Here is a 19,011-nt window from a genome sequence, read left to right on the forward strand (position 1 = left end):
TTATGAGGTTAAAACGTGTTGGTCATGCAAACATTTCGTCGACGGATATATCACGCGCTGTTCGACCATAACCGGCGCTCCGCCCGGCGCTTTGAAGCGCTGTGCGGGCTATTTGCCCTGTTAAGCGTGGTGGTGATTTTTATTGAATCAGGCGTCGGAACCACGTATCACCTGACGTACGATGAATGGCACCTTTTTGTGTGGGTAGAGGTTTTTTTCACGTTGGTGTTTACCCTCGAATATTTTTTGCGTGTATTCAGTTGGCCTCAGCCAGCGCGTTATGTTTTTAGCCTTTGGGGTTTTATCGATCTCGCCACTATTTTACCGTTTTACGTGATCATGCTGTGGCCGGAGATTGGCATTGATTATCTCTTCGCCTGGCGGGCGATGCGCGTTATTCGTGTGCTGCGTATTCTGAAATTATTACGCATGATGCCCGCTTTAAATGGCATCTGGGGTGCGATAGTTAAATCGCGGCATCAGCTTATTCTGTTCTACGCATTTATCTCGATTGTAATGGTGGTGGCCGGTGCATTAATGTACGGCATTGAAGGGCCCGCGCATGGGTTTACCACCTTAAGTACGTCGGTCTACTGGGCTATTGTGACGGTGACGACCGTAGGCTACGGTGATATCACGCCCCACACGGCACCTGGCCGGGCGGTCGCATCGCTGCTAATTTTGATTGGTTATTCCGTTATTGCGATACCGACCGGCATTATTACCTCACAAATGAGCGGTGAAATAGCCAAACGCCAGCTGGCAAGAATTTGCCCCGACTGCCATCAGAGCGGGCATGAAACGGCGGCGAAATATTGTAAAGCCTGCGGTGGGAAACTACCGGAAGAATAAAAAAGGGGCAGCGCTGGCTGCCCCTTCACACGTCTTATTCGCGCCAAAGAATATGGCATAATTTGTGGTCTTTCTCGCGACACAGCAGTACGCGCGCAAAGATATCGTTAATTTCGCCACCGTCGGTATCGGCAAGGCCAATCACCACTTCAGCGAAGAAGTCCGGGTTCAAATCGAAATCAACGTGTTCCTGCCAGTCTTCTGACGGGTCGAATAACTCTGCACCGCCGCGCTCTTCAAACTGTAAGTTGAACAGAATGACATCAGCGGGATCGAGGTTATCAACCGCCAGTTCGAGAAAAATATCGTAAGCCTGTTCGAGCGTTTCGTCTTCGGTCAGGCGATTGTTTAAATCCATATCCATGATGATTACCTGTTTAACATCTGATGGGCACGTTTTACAGCAACGGGCTAAAGAAGTAAAACAGTCGCTCGGCGATGCGGTGCCAGAACGGGCGTTTCATCCATAAACGGGCGTCCAGCAGGCGGGAGCGGGAGATATAATCATCCTGCACTGCCGCGAGATCGCCGCCGAAACCGGCATCATCGATGACCAGCGTAATTTCGAAGTTAAGCCACAGGCTGCGCATATCCAGGTTCACGGTACCCACCAGGCTTAATTCGCCATCGACCAGCACACTTTTCGTGTGCAGCAGGCCGCCTTCAAACTGATAGATTTTGACACCCGCCGCCAGCAACTCGGTAAAGAATGCCCGGCTGGCCCAGCCGACCAGAACGGAGTCATTCTTGCGCGGCAGGATAATGCTGACGTCCACACCACGCTGCGCAGCGGTACAGATAGCGTGCAGCAGATCATCGCTCGGCACGAAGTAGGGGGTGGTCATAATCAGGTACTCGCGGGCCGCGTAGGTTGCGGTGAGCAGCGCCTGGTGGATCAAGTCTTCCGGGAAACCGGGGCCTGAGGCAATGGTGTGAATCGTGTGCCCGCTGGCTTCTTCAAAGGGCATAATGTTGGTATCGGGCGGCGGTGGCAGAATGCGTTTGCCCGTCTCGATTTCCCAGTCGCAGGAATACACGATACCCATCCCGGTGGCGACCGGGCCTTCCATACGCGCCATCAAATCAACCCACTGACCCACGCCGGAGTCTTGTTTAAAGAAGCGCGGATCGACCATATTCATACTGCCGGTGTAGGCAATATAGTTGTCGATCATGATCATCTTGCGGTGCTGGCGTAAATCCATACGGCGAAGGAAGACACGCATCAGGTTAACTTTCAGCGCCTCAACCACCTCGATGCCGGAGTTTCGCATCATTGCCGCCCATGGGCTGCGGAAGAAGGCGACGCTGCCCGCCGAGTCGAGCATCAATCGGCAGTGAACGCCGCGTCGCGCCGCTGCCATCAGCGACTCAGCAACCTGATCGGCCATGCCGCCGGGCTGCCAGATGTAAAACACCATCTCAATATTGTGGCGTGCCAGCTGGATATCGCGGATCAGCGCCTGCATCACGTCGTCAGAACTGGTCAGCAACTGAAGCTGGTTTCCCTTCATGCCCGCAATGCCCTGGCGACGTTCGCAAAGCTTAAATAAAGACGAGGCGACCGGGCTGTTGTCCTCCGCAAAAATATGTTTGCAAGCTTTGAGATCGTTCAGCCATTTCGCTGTGGAGGGCCACATCGCGCGTGCGCGCTCAGCCCGGCGTTTGCCGAGATGCAGCTCGCCCACCGAGAGATAAGCGATAATCCCGACCAGCGGCAGAATGTAGATAACCAGCAACCATGCCATTGCCGAAGGAACCGCGCGGCGTTTCATCAGAATACGCAGCGTTACCCCCGCAATTAACAACCAGTACCCCAGAATAGCCAGCCAACTCACGACGGTGTAAAAGGTTGTCATAGTCAGAAAGTCCTTTTGAATGCGTTTGTTATGAGTTTACGCATCAGGATTCATCTGGCAAATAAAAACGCGAGGGAAAAGCGCTGGTAAGCCGATTTCCCGGGGGTATAATAACGGCTCTTCTTCGATAAGAGCGGTAGAAATGAAGCGTAGTAGACCGGAAGTGGGGCGCTGGCGGATGTTGCGTCAGGCGAGCCGCCGCAAAGCCCGTTGGCTGGAAGCGCAGTCGCGCCGTAATATGCGTATCCACTCCATCAGAAAGTGCCTGGTCGGGCGACAGCGTAATTGCTTGCTGTATGCCATTTACGATCTTTAATGGCAAAAGGGCACCGCTTGCGGTGCCCGATGTTTTTCTGAACTCAGAATACTTTTTTGTACGGACGCACGGTCACGCGTTCATACACGCCCGCCGCCACATATGGGTCGTCCTGTGCCCAGGACTGCGCCGCTTCCAGTGATTCGAACTCAGCAATGACCGTTGAGCCGCTAAAACCCGCAGCGCCGGGATCGTTACTATCAACCGCAGGCATCGGGCCCGCCGTCAGAAGGCGACCTTCATCATGCAGCAGTTGTAAACGGGCCAGGTGAGCCGGGCGGACAGACAGACGTTTCTCAAGGGTGTCGGCGTAATCTTCAGCGTAAATGACGTAAAGCACGGGCAGAACTCCTGTTTTAGTTAGCTGTAAATTACGGTAAGTGAAAGCGGCAACGACTGCAATGCAAAGTTAAAACAATGATAAATCAGGGTGGCCGGGCGTGCTTTTTTTCAGCAAAAGCGGCGGAAACTTGACGGAAGATAAGATGCCTTATTGAATATGATTGCTATTTGCATTTAAAATCACACTCATCATTTTTCAACAGTAACGATTATGACTTCAATGACCCTTGATTTACCTCGCCGCTTTCCGTGGCCAACATTGCTGTCCGTTGGTATTCACGGTGCCGTCGTGGCGGGCCTGCTTTACACCTCGGTACATCAGGTTATTGAACTGCCCGCACCCGCTCAGCCTATTTCCATTACGATGGTTGCGCCTTCCGACCTCGAGCCGCCTCAGGCCGTTCAGCCACCGCAACCCGTAGCCGAGCCTGAACCCGAGCCAGAACCGGAAGTGGTTCCCGAACCGCCAAAAGAAGCACCGGTGGTTATTGAAAAACCGAAACCTAAGCCGAAGCCAAAACCGAAACCTAAGCCGGTGAAAAAAGTGGAAGAGCGTAAGCCGGAAGTGAAGCCGGTAGAGACGCGTCCATTATCGACGACGACCAACGATGCGCCACCGGCGCGCGCTGTCGCCAATAACCAGACGGGCACCAGCAAGCCGACGATCACGGCACCGACGGGGCCGAAAGCGTTAAATCGTTCACAGCCGAGTTATCCGACGCGCGCACTGGCGCTGCGTATCGAAGGTAAAGTTCGCGTCAAGTTCGATGTGACAGCAGATGGTCGAGTGGAAAATGTTGAAATTCTCTCCGCGCAGCCGTCGAATATGTTCGAACGCGACGTGAAAGCGGCGATGCGCAAATGGCGCTACGAAGCCGGCAAGCCGGGTAACGGTTTGATCATGAATATTGAGTTCCGCCTTAAAGGCGTACAGATGAGCTAAACCTGAAAGCCCCCGAATAGGGGGCTTTTGCTATCCAGTTTACGCTGCCAGCACGTTATCCAGCGCTTTCTGCGCAATCACCAGATGCTGCCCTCCGAACAGAATTGCCCGGTTAAACAAGGTATAAAGTTGATAGACCGACTGGCGTTCAAGAAAATCAGCCGGCAAAGGTGAAACGGACTGGTAGCCATCGTAAATTTGCGGCGGCTGTTCCGGATGCAGCGGCAGCATCGCCAGGTCGCATTCCCGGTCACCCCAGTAGCAGGCAGGATCGAAGATATAAGGGCCGTTTGGGCCGAGCGCGCAGTTGTTGGACCACAAATCGCCGTGCAATAACGCTGGCTGCGGCTGATGCGAGCTCAGGCGTTGCTGAACGTGATCGACAATGGCATCAATGTCGCCAAATTCCATCCCTTTCTCCGCAGCCAGCTCCAGCTGCCAGCCAATACGCTGCTCGGCAAAAAAGGTGGACCAGCGGCGCTGCCAGGCGTTTGGCTGCGGCGTGGTGGAGAGATCGTTATCAAAGTCGAGGCCAAACTGCGGTTGATCGCTCCACTGATGAAGACGCGCAATTTGTTGCCCAAGTAGGAAAGCGTTGTGCGCGTCCAGCGGACGGGGAGGGAGATATTCCATCACCAGGAAGCTGTAATCGCGGTCTGAACCGACGGCGAAAACTTTCGGCACCGTCACGGTTTTACTGCGGGACAAGAGTTCGAGTTGATCAGCTTCCGCCGTGAAGATGGGCAGCAGCTCACGTTCATCGCATTTCACAAAGAGATCGCGACCTGCGTAGCGAATATGCCATGCGGCGTGGATCTCACCGCCTGGCAGTTCGTCGCGCTGCTCGATTTCACCTTTGCCGAGTTGTTCACTTAACAGGTTACCGATCGCTTGCCACATGATGTCTCTCCCCATGTTTTCTGCCAGATCATAAGGTTAGCGCACAAATGCGGTGCAAAAACTCGAACTAACGCACAACCAGGAGTTAAAATGCCGGAACAGCATTTATTGATCTTTCAGCCACTGCTCGAATGTGATTACGTCAATATCAACGGATTTGCCGATAGCGGTATCCGCAAGCCCACTCACTAACGCCTTAATTTCCTGACTATTTTGCGGGCTCACCAGGCCAAATGTGTTGGTGCCCAGTTCGTGTACTTTGCCTTCATCATCCGTGAGTGTAAGAGTAAATCCGGCGCGGGTCAGATGGTTATTGAGTTCATTAAGCTCAGTCAGCGTCTCTTCCTGAAATTTAATCGTCACGACGTAACGGGCGACATCACCGCTCATAATTCACCTCATTGTTAACAATAGAATTTTTTTAGCATAGTCGATTGGCGCGATTTCGCGACCCGGACGGAGATTCCGGGTCGGATGTCATTATTTATTCTGCGACAAATAATCGAAGATTTGCTGCGTGTTTTCGTGAGAGCAGAGACGAGTGCCCTGATTAATCGTGGCCGCGCTCCCGGCGGCAACGCCGTAACGCACCATCTCCTCAAGCCCGGCATTTTCCGCCAGTTTCAACACCATCGCGCCAACCATGCTGTCACCAGCGCCAACGGTGCTCTGGCTCTTAATCGGCGGCGGCACAACCTGAACGCAGTTATTCGCATCCACGGCAAGCGCGCCCTGAGCGCCGAGGGAGACGACCACCCGTGTGGCTTTTCCACTGTGAATGATCTCTTCAGCTGCTTTGCGCACATCATTTGGCTGAGTTAAATCGCGTTGCACTAATGCGCTGAGCTCTTTCTGATTCGGTTTGACTAACTCAATGTGGCCGATATCCAGCGCGGCGGCCAGCGCATCGCCGGAGCTATCCACAACGCAGCGTACGCCATGCTGTTGTGCCGACTTAATCAGCGCGACAAAGCGTTCAAGGCTGACGCCGGGGGGAAGGCTGCCGCTTATCACCAGCAGTGAACCAGCTTCAATTTGGGTGACTTTCTCTTCGAGCCTACGAATTTCGTCCTCATGTAGCGTAGCGCCGGGCATCACGAAGCGATATTGTTCGCCGCTGGTGTTGACGTGGACGTGGAGATTCTGGCGTGTCCATTCCCGCGCCTCAACACATTCTACCGGGACATGTTCTTCGGTGAGCAGGGCGGCGAGGTGTTCACCCGTTGCGCCGCCTACGGGAAAGATTGCCGTCGCCTTTCCGCCTAAAAACGTAATCGCGCGGGCGACGTTAATTCCGCCTCCGCCAGGTTCAAAAACCGGTGAGCTACAGCGTAGTTTCCCTTCGGGATAAATTTGCGGCGTCTGCGTGGCGCTGTCGAGCGAAGGGGCGAATGTGAGCGTATAAATCTTAACCATTACTATTACCTCCCTTTATGACCATAAGGCCAGACCTGTCTCAGCCAGAATGTAAGTCTGGCACCGAAAAGGCGAGAGTGAAAGTCACAACACTATAATTTTCAATAAAATGGATAGCTTTACGTGCGAATATCTATATGAAATAAAGCGCGTTTTGAGATCGTTCTTATTCAAAAAATGAAAGAAGAATTCATTGCTATGTTATGCGGCGCTTTTTATAATTTGTTACCTTTCAATGGACCGCCTGTCGTTGATCCTCGCGAAAGTTTCCGGGACCGTTAAGGTCTCTTTTTTTGTTGTACGGACTCTTAATAAATGAAGCTTTTGAAGACAGTACCTGCGGCTGTGATGCTGCTGGGTGGCGTGTTTGCGTCAATGTATGCAGCTGCCGATGATTCCGTTTTTACTGTCATGGATGACCCTTCCTCCGCGAAGAAGCCTTTTGAAGGCACTGTTAATGCGGGCTATCTGGCCCAGTCGGGTAACACCAAGAGTTCCTCACTGACCGCTGACTCCACCTTAACCTGGTATGGTAATACGACTGCCTGGTCTCTGTGGGGGAACGCCAGTAATACCTCTTCTAACGATGAGCGATCTTCTGAAAAATATGCGGTAGGTGGACGTAGCCGTTATAACATGACGGATGCAGACTATTTATTCGGCCAGGCCAGCTGGTTGACCGACCGTTACAACGGTTACCGCGAGCGCGACGTGTTCACCGCCGGTTATGGTCGTCAGTTCCTCAATGGCCCGGTGCACAGTTTCCGTTTTGAATTTGGTCCTGGTGTTCGTTATGACAAGTACACCAATGACGAAACAGAAACCCAGGCTTTGGGTTATGCTTCAGGCACTTATGCCTGGCAGATGACCGATACGGCGAAATTCACGCAGGGTGTTTCTGTGTTTGGTTCCGACGACACCACGGTAAACTCCGAAAGCGCCCTGAACGTCGCAATCAACGAGCACTTTGGTCTCAAGGTTGCCTACAACGTCACCTGGAACTCAGAGCCGCCAGCGACGGCTCCGGAACATACAGATCGTCGCACCACGCTTTCTCTCGGTTATAAAATGTAATTTTAAACAGGCCGGAATAACACCGGCCTGTTTGTCATAAATAACGCCCGCCTGTATTATTAAATTCTCAACAACGTTTTAAATTTAATAAAAAGAAGATTCCTCCATAATATCTCCATAATTAATCTTGTTGATATATTTTTACCTAATTTGACACGAAAAGCTAAATAATAGGGCTGGTCAAAAATGTGATCTGGATCTACACTGTTGTCAAGGGCGGAAAATGACGCCCGGATTCAAAAGTGCTAATCAAACCAGAGAATAACCATTATGAAAAATATTAAAATCGCAACAGCAGCAGCTGTGCTGTCTGCACTTTCATTCGGTGTATTTGCCGCTGAACCTGCAACGCCTTCTGCCAGTACTCCTGCAACCCAGCACGTCGGAATCACCTCCGCGCATGACGTTGAAGCGGGCTCAAACATCGCGCCTGGCTCTCAATCCACTGGCCGTTCAATGGATGATGCCTTCAATGTGCATACCCTGGTCGCGGGTGAGTGGTCCTGATAGCATCACGCCTTATTAATAAGAATTTCTTATTATTTGGTGGTCAGAAAAAACCGGGTGGAGATGTACCGGTTTTTCTATTTTGAGTTTTAGCTTACCGATTGTTAATTGTCAGAATTGTCTGCCAAAATGACCGGGTTGTTAATTTTTGTATTGCACAACGTCAGCCAGTCAGCATTGCCGCATCGATTAAAATGTTAATCGATCGCACTTTTTGTTTATTTTCCTTTCCATGACATTCCTTTAAACGTTTATCGCCCGAGCGTTTTCCTTCCGCTCCTCTTCTGTATCCTGTTGGAGGGAAAAGCAGCATCAGAAGCAGGGAAGAGTAATTGCGGCTTTAATCACGTAACAATGATGTGTAAACTAGTTGGCGGTGTTATCAACAAGCGGATGTAGGTGGCCTCAATACCTCGTATCGATGCCTCATATTTCGCAGAGTGAAGCGGGAATCAGTCCATAACTTGTTGATAAATTTCATTATATTGTTTTGTATGTGCTCTTTCGTGTGGGGCACCACTGCAAATAAGGACATAACATGCCTGTAATTACTCTTCCTGATGGCAGCCAACGCCATTACGACCACGCAGTAAGCCCAATGGATGTGGCTCTGGATATCGGTCCAGGGCTGGCAAAAGCCACTATCGCCGGTCGCGTTAATGGTGAACTGGTCGATGCGTCTGATGTGATTGAAAACGATGTAACCCTTTCTTTGATTACCGCGAAAGATGAAGAAGGGCTGGAGATCATTCGTCACTCCTGCGCACACCTGCTCGGTCATGCTATTAAGCAGCTCTGGCCGAACACAAAAATGGCAATCGGTCCGGTTATCGACAACGGCTTCTACTATGACGTTGATCTTGACCATACCCTGACCCAGGAAGACATCGACGCGCTCGAGAAACGTATGCACGAGCTCGCCGAGAAAAACTACGATGTCATCAAGAAGAAAGTCAGCTGGCATGAAGCCCGCGAGACCTTCGTAAAACGGGGTGAAATCTACAAAGTTTCCATCCTTGATGAAAACATCGCGCATGATGATAAGCCTGGCTTGTATCATCACGAAGAATACGTCGACATGTGCCGCGGTCCGCACGTGCCGAACATGCGTTTCTGCCATCACTTCAAACTGATGAAAACCGCAGGCGCGTACTGGCGTGGCGACAGCGACAATAAAATGTTGCAGCGTATCTACGGTACCGCGTGGGCAGATAAAAAAGCGCTGAATGCGTATCTGCAACGTCTGGAAGAAGCGGCGAAACGCGATCACCGTAAAATCGGTAAGCAGCTCGACCTGTATCATATGCAGGAAGAAGCGCCGGGTATGGTCTTCTGGCACAACGACGGCTGGACTATCTTCCGTGAACTGGAAGTGTTCGTTCGTTCGAAACTGAAAGAGTACCAGTACCAGGAAGTAAAAGGTCCGTTCATGATGGACCGCGTGCTGTGGGAAAAAACCGGCCACTGGGATAACTACAAAGACGCAATGTTCACCACCTCTTCTGAGAACCGTGAATACTGCATCAAACCAATGAACTGCCCAGGCCACGTTCAGATCTTCAACCAGGGTCTGAAATCCTACCGCGATCTGCCGCTGCGTATGGCGGAATTCGGTAGCTGCCACCGTAACGAGCCGTCAGGCGCGCTGCACGGCCTGATGCGTGTACGTGGGTTCACTCAGGATGACGCGCATATCTTCTGTACTGAAGAGCAAATCCGCGATGAAGTGAACGCCTGTATTCGTATGGTCTACGATATGTACAGCACCTTTGGCTTCGAGAAAATCGTCGTCAAACTCTCCACTCGCCCGGATAAACGTATCGGTAGCGACGAGATGTGGGATCGTGCTGAGGCGGACTTAGCGGTTGCGCTGGAAGAAAACAACATCCCGTTTGAGTATCAACTGGGTGAAGGCGCATTCTACGGTCCGAAAATTGAATTTACCCTGTATGACTGCCTCGATCGTGCATGGCAGTGCGGTACTGTACAGCTGGACTTCTCCTTGCCGTCTCGTCTGAGCGCTTCTTATGTAGGCGAAGACAACGAGCGTAAGGTTCCGGTAATGATTCACCGCGCAATTCTGGGGTCGATGGAACGCTTTATCGGCATCCTGACCGAAGAATTCGCCGGCTTCTTCCCAACCTGGCTCGCCCCGGTGCAGGTCGTCGTCATGAATATTACTGATTCTCAGGCTGAATATGTTAACGAATTGACCCGTAAACTACAAAATGCAGGCATTCGTGTAAAAGCAGACTTGAGAAATGAGAAGATTGGCTTTAAAATCCGCGAGCACACTTTACGTCGTGTCCCTTATATGTTGGTCTGTGGTGATAAAGAGGTGGAAGCAGGCAAAGTGGCCGTTCGCACCCGCCGCGGTAAAGACCTGGGCAGCCTGGACGTAAATGAAGTGATCGAGAAGCTGCAACAAGAGATTCGCAGCCGCAGTCTTCAACAACTGGAGGAATAAGGTATTAAAGGCGGAAAACGAGTTCAAACGGCACGTCCGAATCGTATCAATGGCGAGATTCGCGCCCAGGAAGTTCGCTTAACAGGTCTGGAAGGCGAAGCGCTGGGAATTGTGAGTCTGAGAGAAGCGATCGAAAAAGCTGAAGAAGCTGGAGTAGATTTAGTTGAAATCAGCCCTAACGCCGAACCGCCAGTTTGTCGTATTATGGACTACGGCAAGTTCCTTTATGAAAAGAGTAAGTCTTCTAAGGAACAGAAGAAAAAGCAAAAAGTTATCCAGGTTAAGGAAATTAAATTCCGTCCTGGTACCGACGATGGCGATTATCAGGTAAAACTCCGCAGCCTGATTCGCTTTCTGGAAGATGGCGATAAGGCCAAGATCACGCTGCGTTTCCGCGGTCGTGAGATGGCCCACCAACAGATTGGTATGGAAGTGCTGACGCGCGTTCGTGACGATCTGAGTGAACTGGCAGTAGTCGAATCCTTCCCAACGAAGATCGAAGGCCGCCAGATGATCATGGTGCTCGCTCCTAAGAAGAAACAGTAAGGCCATCAAGTAATCATTCCTGTGGGCCTCGGCTCACAGGTTGATTCGCCTTTGTTTCGTTTATTAACAATGCGAAGTGGAAGTTATTAAAATGCCAAAAATTAAGACCGTACGCGGTGCTGCTAAGCGCTTCAAAAAAACCGGTAAAGGTGGTTTTAAGCACAAGCACGCTAACCTGCGTCACATTCTGACCAAAAAAGCGACCAAACGTAAACGTCACCTGCGTCCGAAAGCCATGGTTTCCAAAGGCGATCTGGGCCTGGTAATCGCGTGCCTGCCGTACGCATAAGTCGTTAACGTTTTTTTAACTTTTTAATTAGAATAGATACAGGAGAGCACACATGGCTCGCGTAAAACGTGGTGTAATTGCACGTGCACGTCACAAGAAAATTTTGAAACAAGCTAAAGGCTACTACGGTGCGCGTTCTCGCGTATACCGCGTTGCCTTCCAGGCTGTTATCAAAGCAGGTCAGTACGCTTACCGTGACCGTCGTCAACGTAAGCGTCAGTTCCGTCAACTGTGGATTGCACGTATCAACGCTGCAGCACGTCAGAACGGTATTTCTTACAGCAAATTCATCAACGGCCTGAAAAAAGCCTCTGTTGAAATCGACCGTAAGATCCTGGCTGATATCGCCGTATTCGACAAAGTAGCGTTCACCGCTCTGGTCGAAAAAGCGAAAGCAGCTCTGGCATAAGCCAGTTGAAAGAGGGAGCTTGTCTCCCTCTTTTCGTTTCAACGCTATCAAAACATTGACTTTTATTGTGGCAAGCCTTTCAATAAACGTCAGACGAATTTTACCCTTAAGGTAACGCAAGCATGAATGCTGCTATTTTCCGCTTCTTTTTTTACTTTAGCACCTGAAACCAGGAGGCTAGCGCGTGAAAGAAGAAACGAAAAACAGCGCCTGAAAGCCTCCCCAGTGGAGGCTTTTTTCGTTTGTACAGCACAAAAATTAAGTCCAACGAACCAGTGTCTTCACCGACACAATGAGGAAAACCATGTCACATCTCGCAGAGCTGGTTGCCAGTGCGAAGGCAGCCATTAACCAGGCCTCGGATGTCGCCACGTTAGATAACGTTCGCGTCGAGTACCTTGGCAAAAAAGGGCATCTGACCCTTCAGATGACAACACTGCGTGATCTGCCGCCAGAAGAGCGCCCGGCAGCAGGTGCGGTCATTAACGAAGCAAAAGAGCAAGTTCAGCAGGCGATGAACGCCCGTAAAGCTGAGCTGGAAAGTGCAGTTCTGAACGCCCGTCTGGCTGCTGAAACCATCGACATCTCCCTGCCGGGTCGTCGTATTGAAAACGGCGGTCTGCACCCGGTTACCCGTACTATCGACCGTATTGAAAGTTTCTTCGGTGAGCTCGGCTTTACCGTGGCGACCGGTCCGGAAATCGAAGATGATTACCACAACTTCGATGCGCTGAATATTCCAGGACATCACCCGGCACGCGCTGACCACGACACTTTCTGGTTTGATGCCACGCGTCTGCTGCGCACCCAAACCTCTGGCGTACAGATCCGCACCATGAAGGATCAGGAGCCGCCAATCCGCATCATTGCACCGGGCCGCGTATATCGTAACGACTACGACCAAACGCATACCCCGATGTTCCATCAGATGGAAGGTCTGATCGTTGATAAAAACATCAGCTTTACCAATCTGAAGGGCACACTGCATGACTTCCTGCGTAACTTCTTTGAAGAAGATCTGCAGATTCGTTTCCGTCCTTCTTATTTCCCGTTCACCGAACCGTCTGCGGAAGTTGACGTGATGGGTAAAAACGGTAAATGGCTGGAAGTGCTCGGCTGCGGGATGGTTCACCCGAACGTGCTGCGCAATGTCGGCATTGACCCGGAAGTTTACTCTGGTTTCGCCTTCGGTATGGGGATGGAGCGTCTGACCATGCTGCGTTACGGCGTCACCGATTTACGTGCATTCTTCGAAAACGATCTGCGTTTCCTCAAACAGTTTAAATAAGGGCAGGGCAAAACAATGAAATTCAGTGAACTGTGGTTACGCGAATGGGTTAACCCGGCCATCGATAGCGAAGCGCTGTCCGGCCAAATCACCATGGCTGGCCTGGAAGTCGACGGCGTTGAGCCGGTTGCGGGCACATTCAACGGCGTGGTTGTGGGCGAAGTGGTTGAGTGCGGTCAGCACCCGAACGCCGACAAACTGCGCGTAACGAAAGTGAATGTAGGCGGTGAACGCCTGCTTGATATCGTCTGTGGCGCGCCAAACTGCCGTCAGGGCCTGCGTGTGGCAGTTGCCACCATCGGCGCGGTACTGCCGGGCGATTTCAAAATTAAAGCCGCCAAACTGCGTGGTGAACCGTCTGAAGGGATGCTGTGTTCGTTCTCCGAGCTGGGTATTTCCGACGACCATAGCGGCATTATCGAACTGCCAGCGGATGCGCCGATCGGTACCGATATCCGTGAATATCTGAAGCTTGATGACAACACCATCGAAATCAGCGTCACGCCGAACCGCGCCGACTGCCTCGGTATCATCGGGGTTGCCCGTGATGTAGCGGTGCTGAACAAACTGCCGCTGGTTGAGCCGGAAATTACGCCGGTTGCCGCCACCATCAACGACACGCTGCCGATCACCGTTGAAGCCGCCGACGCTTGCCCGCGCTATCTGGGTCGCGTAGTGAAAGGCATCAACGTCAAAGCACCAACCCCGCTGTGGATGAAAGAAAAACTGCGTCGCTGCGGTATTCGTTCCATTGACGCGGTTGTTGACGTCACCAACTACGTGCTGCTTGAACTGGGCCAACCGATGCACGCATTCGATAAAGATCGTATCGAGGGCGGTATCGTTGTGCGCATGGCAAAAGAGGGCGAAACGCTGGTTCTGCTTGACGGTAGCGAAGCGAAACTGAAATCCGATACCCTGGTCATTGCCGACCATAACAAAGCGCTGGCAATGGGCGGCATCTTTGGTGGCGAACACTCTGGCGTGAATGGCGAAACGCAAAACGTTCTGCTGGAGTGCGCTTTTTTCAACCCGCTGTCTATTACTGGCCGCGCGCGTCGTCATGGCCTGCATACGGATGCCTCTCACCGCTATGAGCGTGGTGTCGATCCGGCGCTGCAGTACAAAGCCCTGGAGCGCGCCACCCGCCTGCTGATGGATATTTGCGGCGGTGAAGCTGGCCCGGTTATCGATGTTACCAACGAATCTACGCTGCCGAAACGTGCGACCATCACCCTGCGTCGCAGCAAGCTGGATCGCCTGATTGGTCATCACATTGCCGATGACGTGGTGACCGATATTCTCCAGCGTCTGGGCTGTGAAGTGACCGTCGGTAACGACCAGTGGCAGGCCGTTGCGCCGAGCTGGCGTTTCGACATGGAAATTGAAGAAGACCTGGTAGAAGAAGTTGCGCGTCTGTTTGGCTATGACAACATCCCGAACGAGCCTGTGCAGGCCGGTCTGGTAATGGGCAGCCATAAAGAAGCTAACCTGTCGCTCAAGCGCGTAAAAACGATGCTGAATGACAAAGGCTACCAGGAAGTGATTACTTATAGCTTCGTCGATCCGAAAGTGCAGCAGCTGATTCACCCGGGCGAAGAAGCGCTGATTCTGCCAAGCCCTATCTCCAGTGAAATGTCCGCGATGCGTCTTTCTCTGTGGAGCGGCCTGCTGACCACCGTGGTCTATAACCAGAATCGTCAGCAGAACCGCGTACGTATCTTCGAAACCGGTCTGCGCTTTGTACCGGATACCCAGGCTCCGCTGGGCATTCGTCAGGATGTGATGCTGGGCGGCGTGAGTTGCGGCAACCGCTACGAAGAGCACTGGAACCTGGCAAAAGAGACCGTTGATTTCTATGATTTAAAAGGCGATCTCGAGGCTGTTCTCGATCTGACCGGTAAACTGTCTGATATTCAGTTTAAAGCTGAAGCCAATCCGGCACTGCATCCGGGCCAGTCCGCGGCGATTTATCTGAAAGGTGAACGTATTGGTTTCATTGGGGTTGTTCACCCGGAACTGGAACGTAAACTGGATCTCAACGGTCGCACACTGGTGTTCGAACTGGAGTGGAGCAAGCTCGCAGACCGCGTGGTTCCTCAGGCACAAGAGATTTCTCGCTTCCCGGCAAACCGTCGTGATATCGCGGTTGTGGTGGCAGAAAACGTACCGGCAGCGGATATTTTGTCCGAATGTAAGAAAGTTGGCGTAAATCAGATAGTTGGCGTAAACTTATTTGACGTGTACCGTGGTAAGGGTGTTGCGGAGGGGTATAAGAGCCTCGCTATCAGCCTGATCCTTCAGGATACCAGCCGTACACTTGAAGAAGAGGATATTGCCACTACCGTTGCCAAGTGTGTAGAGGCATTAAAAGAGCGATTCCAGGCATCATTGAGGGATTGAACCTATGGCGCTTACAAAAGCTGAAATGTCAGAATATCTGTTTGATAAGCTTGGGCTTAGCAAGCGGGATGCCAAAGAGCTGGTTGAGCTGTTTTTTGAAGAGATCCGTCGTGCTCTGGAAAATGGCGAACAGGTTAAACTTTCCGGTTTTGGTAATTTTGACCTGCGAGACAAAAATCAACGCCCGGGTCGTAACCCGAAAACGGGCGAAGATATTCCCATTACAGCCCGGCGCGTGGTGACCTTCAGACCCGGTCAGAAGTTAAAAAGCCGTGTCGAAAACGCGACGCCCAAAGAAGAGTAATTGCACTAACCAAAAAGGCCGCTATGCGGCCTTTTTTCTTTTCCCGCACGTGGAACCACCGTAAAATCAAACACCTCTCTTGCTGGCACATGGACTACTATGCTGGACTACGTACATCTTCAGCAGCGACGCAATCGGCGCTGGCTCATGATACTGGCGCTCACCCTGCTTGCTGCGCTGACGATAAGCCTCTGTGCCGGAGACCGATGGATCGCCCCAGGCAGCTGGTTTAGCGCTACCGGAAAGCTCTTTATCTGGCAGATTCGCCTGCCGCGTACCGTTGCGGTTCTGTTGGTTGGGGCCGCGCTGGCGCTGTCGGGCGCCGTAATGCAGGCGCTGTTTGAAAACCCGCTGGCGGAGCCTGGCCTGCTGGGGGTTTCTAATGGTGCAGGCGTCGGGCTGATTGCCGCCGTGATGTTAGGGCAGGGAATGCTGCCCGGCTGGGCGCTCGGCCTGTCAGCAATTCTCGGGGCGTTGCTTATTACCTTTATTCTGATGCGTTTTGCCAGACGCCATCTTTCTACCAGTAAACTACTCTTAGCCGGGGTGGCGCTGGGCATTATTTGCAGCGCGCTGATGACCTGGGCCGTTTACTTCTCTACATCTTTTGATTTACGCCAGCTAATGTATTGGATGATGGGCGGCTTTGGCGGTGTGGATTGGCAACAGAGCTGGCTGATGCTGGGGCTGATTCCGGTCATCGCATGGATTTGCCTGCAATCACAGCCGCTAAATTTACTGGCGCTGGGCGAAACTTCAGCCCGACAACTGGGTGTCCCCATCTGGCTGTGGCGTAAACTGCTGGTGATTGCCACCGGTTGGCTGGTTGGCGTCAGCGTGGCGCTGGCGGGGGCAATCGGCTTTGTCGGCCTTGTGGTGCCACATATGCTGCGGCTGTGCGGTCTGTCCGATCATCGGGTGCTGCTGCCGGCCTGCGCACTGGCAGGGGCAAGCACGTTGCTGGCGGCGGACATCATTGCGCGGCTGGCACTTCAGGCGGCTGAACTTCCTATCGGTGTTGTGACGGCGACCACGGGAGCGCCCGTCTTTATCTGGCTATTATTGCGTTCTGGGCGCTGACGTTCAGTACATATGCTAATGAGGATATTATGGAAAACACAATTCTGAACATTGAAGTTACAACGATTGATGGTGAAAAAACGACCCTGGAACGTTTCAGAGGGAACGTCCTGTTGATCGTGAATGTGGCATCTAAATGCGGATTAACCCCGCAGTACGAACAGCTGGAAAGCCTGCAAACGTCGCTTGAGTATGAAGGCTTTGCGGTGCTGGGGTTCCCGTGCAACCAGTTCCTGGGACAGGAGCCGGGCAGTGAAGACGACATTAAAACGTTCTGCCGCACCACCTACGGCGTGACGTTCCCTATGTTTAGTAAAATCGACGTTAATGGCGAAGGGCGTCATCCGCTCTATCAGACCTTAACGCGCGCCGCGCCAAAAGCCATAGCGCCGAAGGGCAGCGAGTTTTATGAAAAAATGGCCAGCAAAGGTCGTGCGCCTGCGCAGCCTGGCGACATTCTGTGGAATTTTGAGAAATTCCTCGTTGGCCGTGACGGTCGCGTAGTCGCACGCTTCTCACCGGATATGTCGCCGGAAGATCCGATTCTGATTAATGCGATTCAGAAAGCACTGGTTCTGTAATGACAATGCTGATGCAACTGCAAGACGTCAGTGAGGGAATGCGTTTAACGCAGTTTAGCGCAGAGGTTCACGCTGGCGAGATCATCCACCTCGTAGGGCCGAACGGCGCGGGGAAGAGTACGCTGTTAACCCGCATGGCGGGGTTAAGTTCCGGGAAGGGCGCCGTCACGCTAAACGGTAAACCGTTGGGCGAATGGACCTCACTGGAGCTGGCGCAAAAGCGTGCGTATCTTTCCCAGCATCAGTCGCCACCATTCGCCATGCCCGTCTGGCATTTTCTGCTGTTGCATCAGCATGATAAAACGGAACATACGCTTTGTGCGCAGGTAACGGAAGCGCTAGGTCTGGTAGATAAACTGGGCCGTAATGTGAATCAGCTTTCCGGTGGCGAGTGGCAGCGCGTGCGGCTTGCTGCGGTAATCCTGCAGATTCATCCTTCTGGCAATCCCCATGGTCAACTTCTGCTACTCGATGAGCCCATGAACAGTCTCGATGTTGCACAGCAGGCAGCCCTTGATCGTGTGCTGGACACATTGCGTTCTCGCGGTATTGCGATAGTGATGAGCAGTCACGATCTCAATCACACGCTGCGGCATGCCGACAACGTATGGCTGTTATGCAAAGGGCAATTAATCGCCAGTGGGACAACGGAAGATGTATTAACGCCCGCTTTACTCTTTAGCGCCTATAATATTTCTTTCCAGCGTCTGGAGATTGCAGGGCACCAGATGCTGGTTGCCGGGTAAGTCTGGCCTGGAAAACGAACCAGGGGCGCCAGGGAAACATTAAGTATCATTGCTTACTTGCCAGGGAATAAGTAACCGGGCTAAATTATCGGGAAATTAAAAAAGAGAGGATTCGCCGGATATGCGATTCTTGATTATTTTTATAGCGGCTTTATTTTTGGCGGGATGTAGTCACCATGCACCGCCCCCAAATCCAAGACTGTCGGATTCAATAACCGTAATTGCTAATTTAAACGATCAGTTGCGCAACTGGCACGGCACGCCTTACCGCTATGGTGGGATGAATCGCCGTGGAATTGATTGTTCCGGGTTTGTCCTAACCACTTTCCGCGATAAATTTGAAATGCAGTTACCGCGCGAAACGCGTCAGCAGGCAAAGATTGGCACCGAAATTGATAAAGACGATCTGCTACCCGGCGATCTGGTTTTCTTCAAGACCGGCTCAGGGGACAGTGGCCTCCACGTCGGTATCTATGATACGGATAACCAGTTTATCCATGCATCGACCAGCCAGGGCGTCACGCGCTCATCGCTGGATAACGTCTACTGGCGCAAGAAATTTTGGCAGGCCAGACGAATTTAATGGTTAAATGACGAAGGGGCGTGATGCCCCTTCGGCGTATTTAAATTAATGATATTTAAAAAACAGATTACGACTCATTATTGTTTTTGTTAACAATTTGAAAGTC

The 19,011-nt window shown here is 52.0% G+C and carries 23 protein-coding genes and 1 other annotated feature; of the genes, 17 read left to right on the forward strand and 6 right to left on the reverse strand.

Annotated elements, in window-relative coordinates; all coding sequences use genetic code 11:
- The first annotated feature begins 24 nt into the window (after positions 1-24).
- The gene (locus G163CM_RS04820) at positions 25-852 is read left to right on the forward strand and encodes an ion transporter (protein ID WP_041686230.1); all 828 of its coding nucleotides are present in this window, start codon (positions 25-27) and stop codon (positions 850-852) included.
- Between the two features lie 34 nt (positions 853-886).
- Here the strand turns inward: G163CM_RS04820 and G163CM_RS04825 are convergent, their stop codons facing one another.
- On the reverse strand, positions 887-1,216 hold the full coding sequence (locus G163CM_RS04825; protein ID WP_015964167.1) for an HI1450 family dsDNA-mimic protein: 330 nt from the start codon (positions 1,214-1,216) through the stop codon (positions 887-889).
- A gap of 34 nt (positions 1,217-1,250) precedes the next feature.
- Positions 1,251-2,711 carry a cardiolipin synthase gene (gene cls, locus G163CM_RS04830; protein ID WP_149462702.1) on the reverse strand — a complete coding sequence of 487 codons (1,461 nt, stop codon included), beginning with the start codon at positions 2,709-2,711 and terminating at the stop codon, positions 1,251-1,253.
- Positions 2,712-2,853: 142 nt separating this feature from the next.
- Between cls and G163CM_RS04835 the strand changes: the two genes are divergently transcribed.
- A complete protein-coding gene (locus tag G163CM_RS04835; RefSeq protein WP_146745496.1) occupies positions 2,854-3,027 on the forward strand; it encodes a YciY family protein in 174 nt (57 codons plus the stop codon).
- A 43-nt stretch (positions 3,028-3,070) separates the two neighbouring features.
- Here G163CM_RS04835 and G163CM_RS04840 read toward each other — a convergent pair whose 3' ends face one another.
- Entirely contained in the window at positions 3,071-3,367 is a 297-nt protein-coding gene (locus G163CM_RS04840) for a YciI family protein (RefSeq protein WP_015964170.1), read from the reverse strand.
- Between the two features lie 222 nt (positions 3,368-3,589).
- Between G163CM_RS04840 and tonB the strand changes: the two genes are divergently transcribed.
- Positions 3,590-4,312, forward strand: coding sequence for a TonB system transport protein TonB (gene tonB / locus G163CM_RS04845; protein WP_231828332.1), 723 nt, complete (start codon positions 3,590-3,592; stop codon positions 4,310-4,312).
- Positions 4,313-4,351: 39 nt separating this feature from the next.
- Here tonB and G163CM_RS04850 read toward each other — a convergent pair whose 3' ends face one another.
- The 3 genes from G163CM_RS04850 to pfkB all read right to left on the reverse strand — a co-directional run bounded on the left by G163CM_RS04850 (position 4,352) and on the right by pfkB (position 6,628).
- Positions 4,352-5,212, reverse strand: a complete 861-nt coding sequence (locus G163CM_RS04850) for a fructosamine kinase family protein (protein WP_231827085.1) — start codon at positions 5,210-5,212, stop codon at positions 4,352-4,354.
- Positions 5,213-5,317: 105 nt separating this feature from the next.
- Complete coding sequence (gene ghoS, locus G163CM_RS04855) at positions 5,318-5,602, reverse strand: type V toxin-antitoxin system endoribonuclease antitoxin GhoS (RefSeq protein WP_015964173.1); 285 nt, start codon at positions 5,600-5,602, stop codon at positions 5,318-5,320.
- A gap of 90 nt (positions 5,603-5,692) precedes the next feature.
- Positions 5,693-6,628 (reverse strand): 6-phosphofructokinase II, encoded by a 936-nt coding sequence (pfkB, locus tag G163CM_RS04860; RefSeq protein ID WP_231827086.1) that lies wholly within the window; start codon positions 6,626-6,628, stop codon positions 5,693-5,695.
- A gap of 315 nt (positions 6,629-6,943) precedes the next feature.
- Between pfkB and G163CM_RS04865 the strand changes: the two genes are divergently transcribed.
- The 14 genes from G163CM_RS04865 (at position 6,944) to G163CM_RS04930 (ending at position 18,905) form a co-directional block, all read left to right on the forward strand.
- On the forward strand, positions 6,944-7,702 hold the full coding sequence (locus tag G163CM_RS04865) for a DUF481 domain-containing protein (RefSeq protein WP_231827087.1): 759 nt from the start codon (positions 6,944-6,946) through the stop codon (positions 7,700-7,702).
- Between the two features lie 270 nt (positions 7,703-7,972).
- Complete coding sequence (locus G163CM_RS04870; RefSeq protein WP_041686232.1) at positions 7,973-8,209, forward strand: YdgH/BhsA/McbA family protein; 237 nt, start codon at positions 7,973-7,975, stop codon at positions 8,207-8,209.
- 538 nt (positions 8,210-8,747) lie between these two features.
- Positions 8,748-10,676, forward strand: coding sequence for a threonine--tRNA ligase (thrS, locus tag G163CM_RS04875; protein ID WP_015964179.1), 1,929 nt, complete (start codon positions 8,748-8,750; stop codon positions 10,674-10,676).
- Between the two features lie 3 nt (positions 10,677-10,679).
- A complete protein-coding gene (infC, locus tag G163CM_RS04880) occupies positions 10,680-11,222 on the forward strand; it encodes a translation initiation factor IF-3 (protein ID WP_071843507.1) in 543 nt (180 codons plus the stop codon).
- 91 nt (positions 11,223-11,313) lie between these two features.
- A complete protein-coding gene (gene rpmI, locus G163CM_RS04885) occupies positions 11,314-11,511 on the forward strand; it encodes a 50S ribosomal protein L35 (protein ID WP_001124225.1) in 198 nt (65 codons plus the stop codon).
- A 52-nt stretch (positions 11,512-11,563) separates the two neighbouring features.
- A complete protein-coding gene (rplT, locus tag G163CM_RS04890; RefSeq protein WP_000124850.1) occupies positions 11,564-11,920 on the forward strand; it encodes a 50S ribosomal protein L20 in 357 nt (118 codons plus the stop codon).
- Between the two features lie 117 nt (positions 11,921-12,037).
- Positions 12,038-12,162: a sequence feature (Phe leader region), on the forward strand.
- The gene (gene pheM, locus G163CM_RS04895) at positions 12,043-12,087 is read left to right on the forward strand and encodes a pheST operon leader peptide PheM (RefSeq protein WP_001386830.1); all 45 of its coding nucleotides are present in this window, start codon (positions 12,043-12,045) and stop codon (positions 12,085-12,087) included. (Overlaps the previous feature by 45 nt.)
- A gap of 62 nt (positions 12,163-12,224) precedes the next feature.
- Positions 12,225-13,208, forward strand: a complete 984-nt coding sequence (gene pheS / locus G163CM_RS04900; RefSeq protein WP_108476850.1) for a phenylalanine--tRNA ligase subunit alpha — start codon at positions 12,225-12,227, stop codon at positions 13,206-13,208.
- A gap of 15 nt (positions 13,209-13,223) precedes the next feature.
- Positions 13,224-15,611 carry a phenylalanine--tRNA ligase subunit beta gene (pheT, locus tag G163CM_RS04905; protein ID WP_231827088.1) on the forward strand — a complete coding sequence of 796 codons (2,388 nt, stop codon included), beginning with the start codon at positions 13,224-13,226 and terminating at the stop codon, positions 15,609-15,611.
- Positions 15,612-15,615: 4 nt separating this feature from the next.
- Entirely contained in the window at positions 15,616-15,915 is a 300-nt protein-coding gene (gene ihfA / locus G163CM_RS04910) for an integration host factor subunit alpha (protein WP_003030571.1), read from the forward strand.
- A gap of 99 nt (positions 15,916-16,014) precedes the next feature.
- Positions 16,015-16,995 (forward strand): vitamin B12 ABC transporter permease BtuC, encoded by a 981-nt coding sequence (btuC, locus tag G163CM_RS04915; protein ID WP_231827089.1) that lies wholly within the window; start codon positions 16,015-16,017, stop codon positions 16,993-16,995.
- Between the two features lie 29 nt (positions 16,996-17,024).
- Positions 17,025-17,576, forward strand: a complete 552-nt coding sequence (locus G163CM_RS04920) for a glutathione peroxidase (protein ID WP_231827090.1) — start codon at positions 17,025-17,027, stop codon at positions 17,574-17,576.
- Positions 17,576-18,322 (forward strand): vitamin B12 ABC transporter ATP-binding protein BtuD, encoded by a 747-nt coding sequence (btuD, locus tag G163CM_RS04925; protein ID WP_231827091.1) that lies wholly within the window; start codon positions 17,576-17,578, stop codon positions 18,320-18,322. Before G163CM_RS04920 ends, btuD begins: the two co-directional genes overlap by 1 nt.
- 121 nt (positions 18,323-18,443) lie before the next feature.
- The gene (locus tag G163CM_RS04930; protein ID WP_015964185.1) at positions 18,444-18,905 is read left to right on the forward strand and encodes a C40 family peptidase; all 462 of its coding nucleotides are present in this window, start codon (positions 18,444-18,446) and stop codon (positions 18,903-18,905) included.
- Positions 18,906-19,011 lie beyond the last annotated feature (106 nt).

It is taken from the genome of Pseudocitrobacter corydidari, from assembly GCF_021172065.1.
Taxonomy (GTDB): Bacteria; Pseudomonadota; Gammaproteobacteria; order Enterobacterales; family Enterobacteriaceae; genus Pseudocitrobacter; species Pseudocitrobacter corydidari.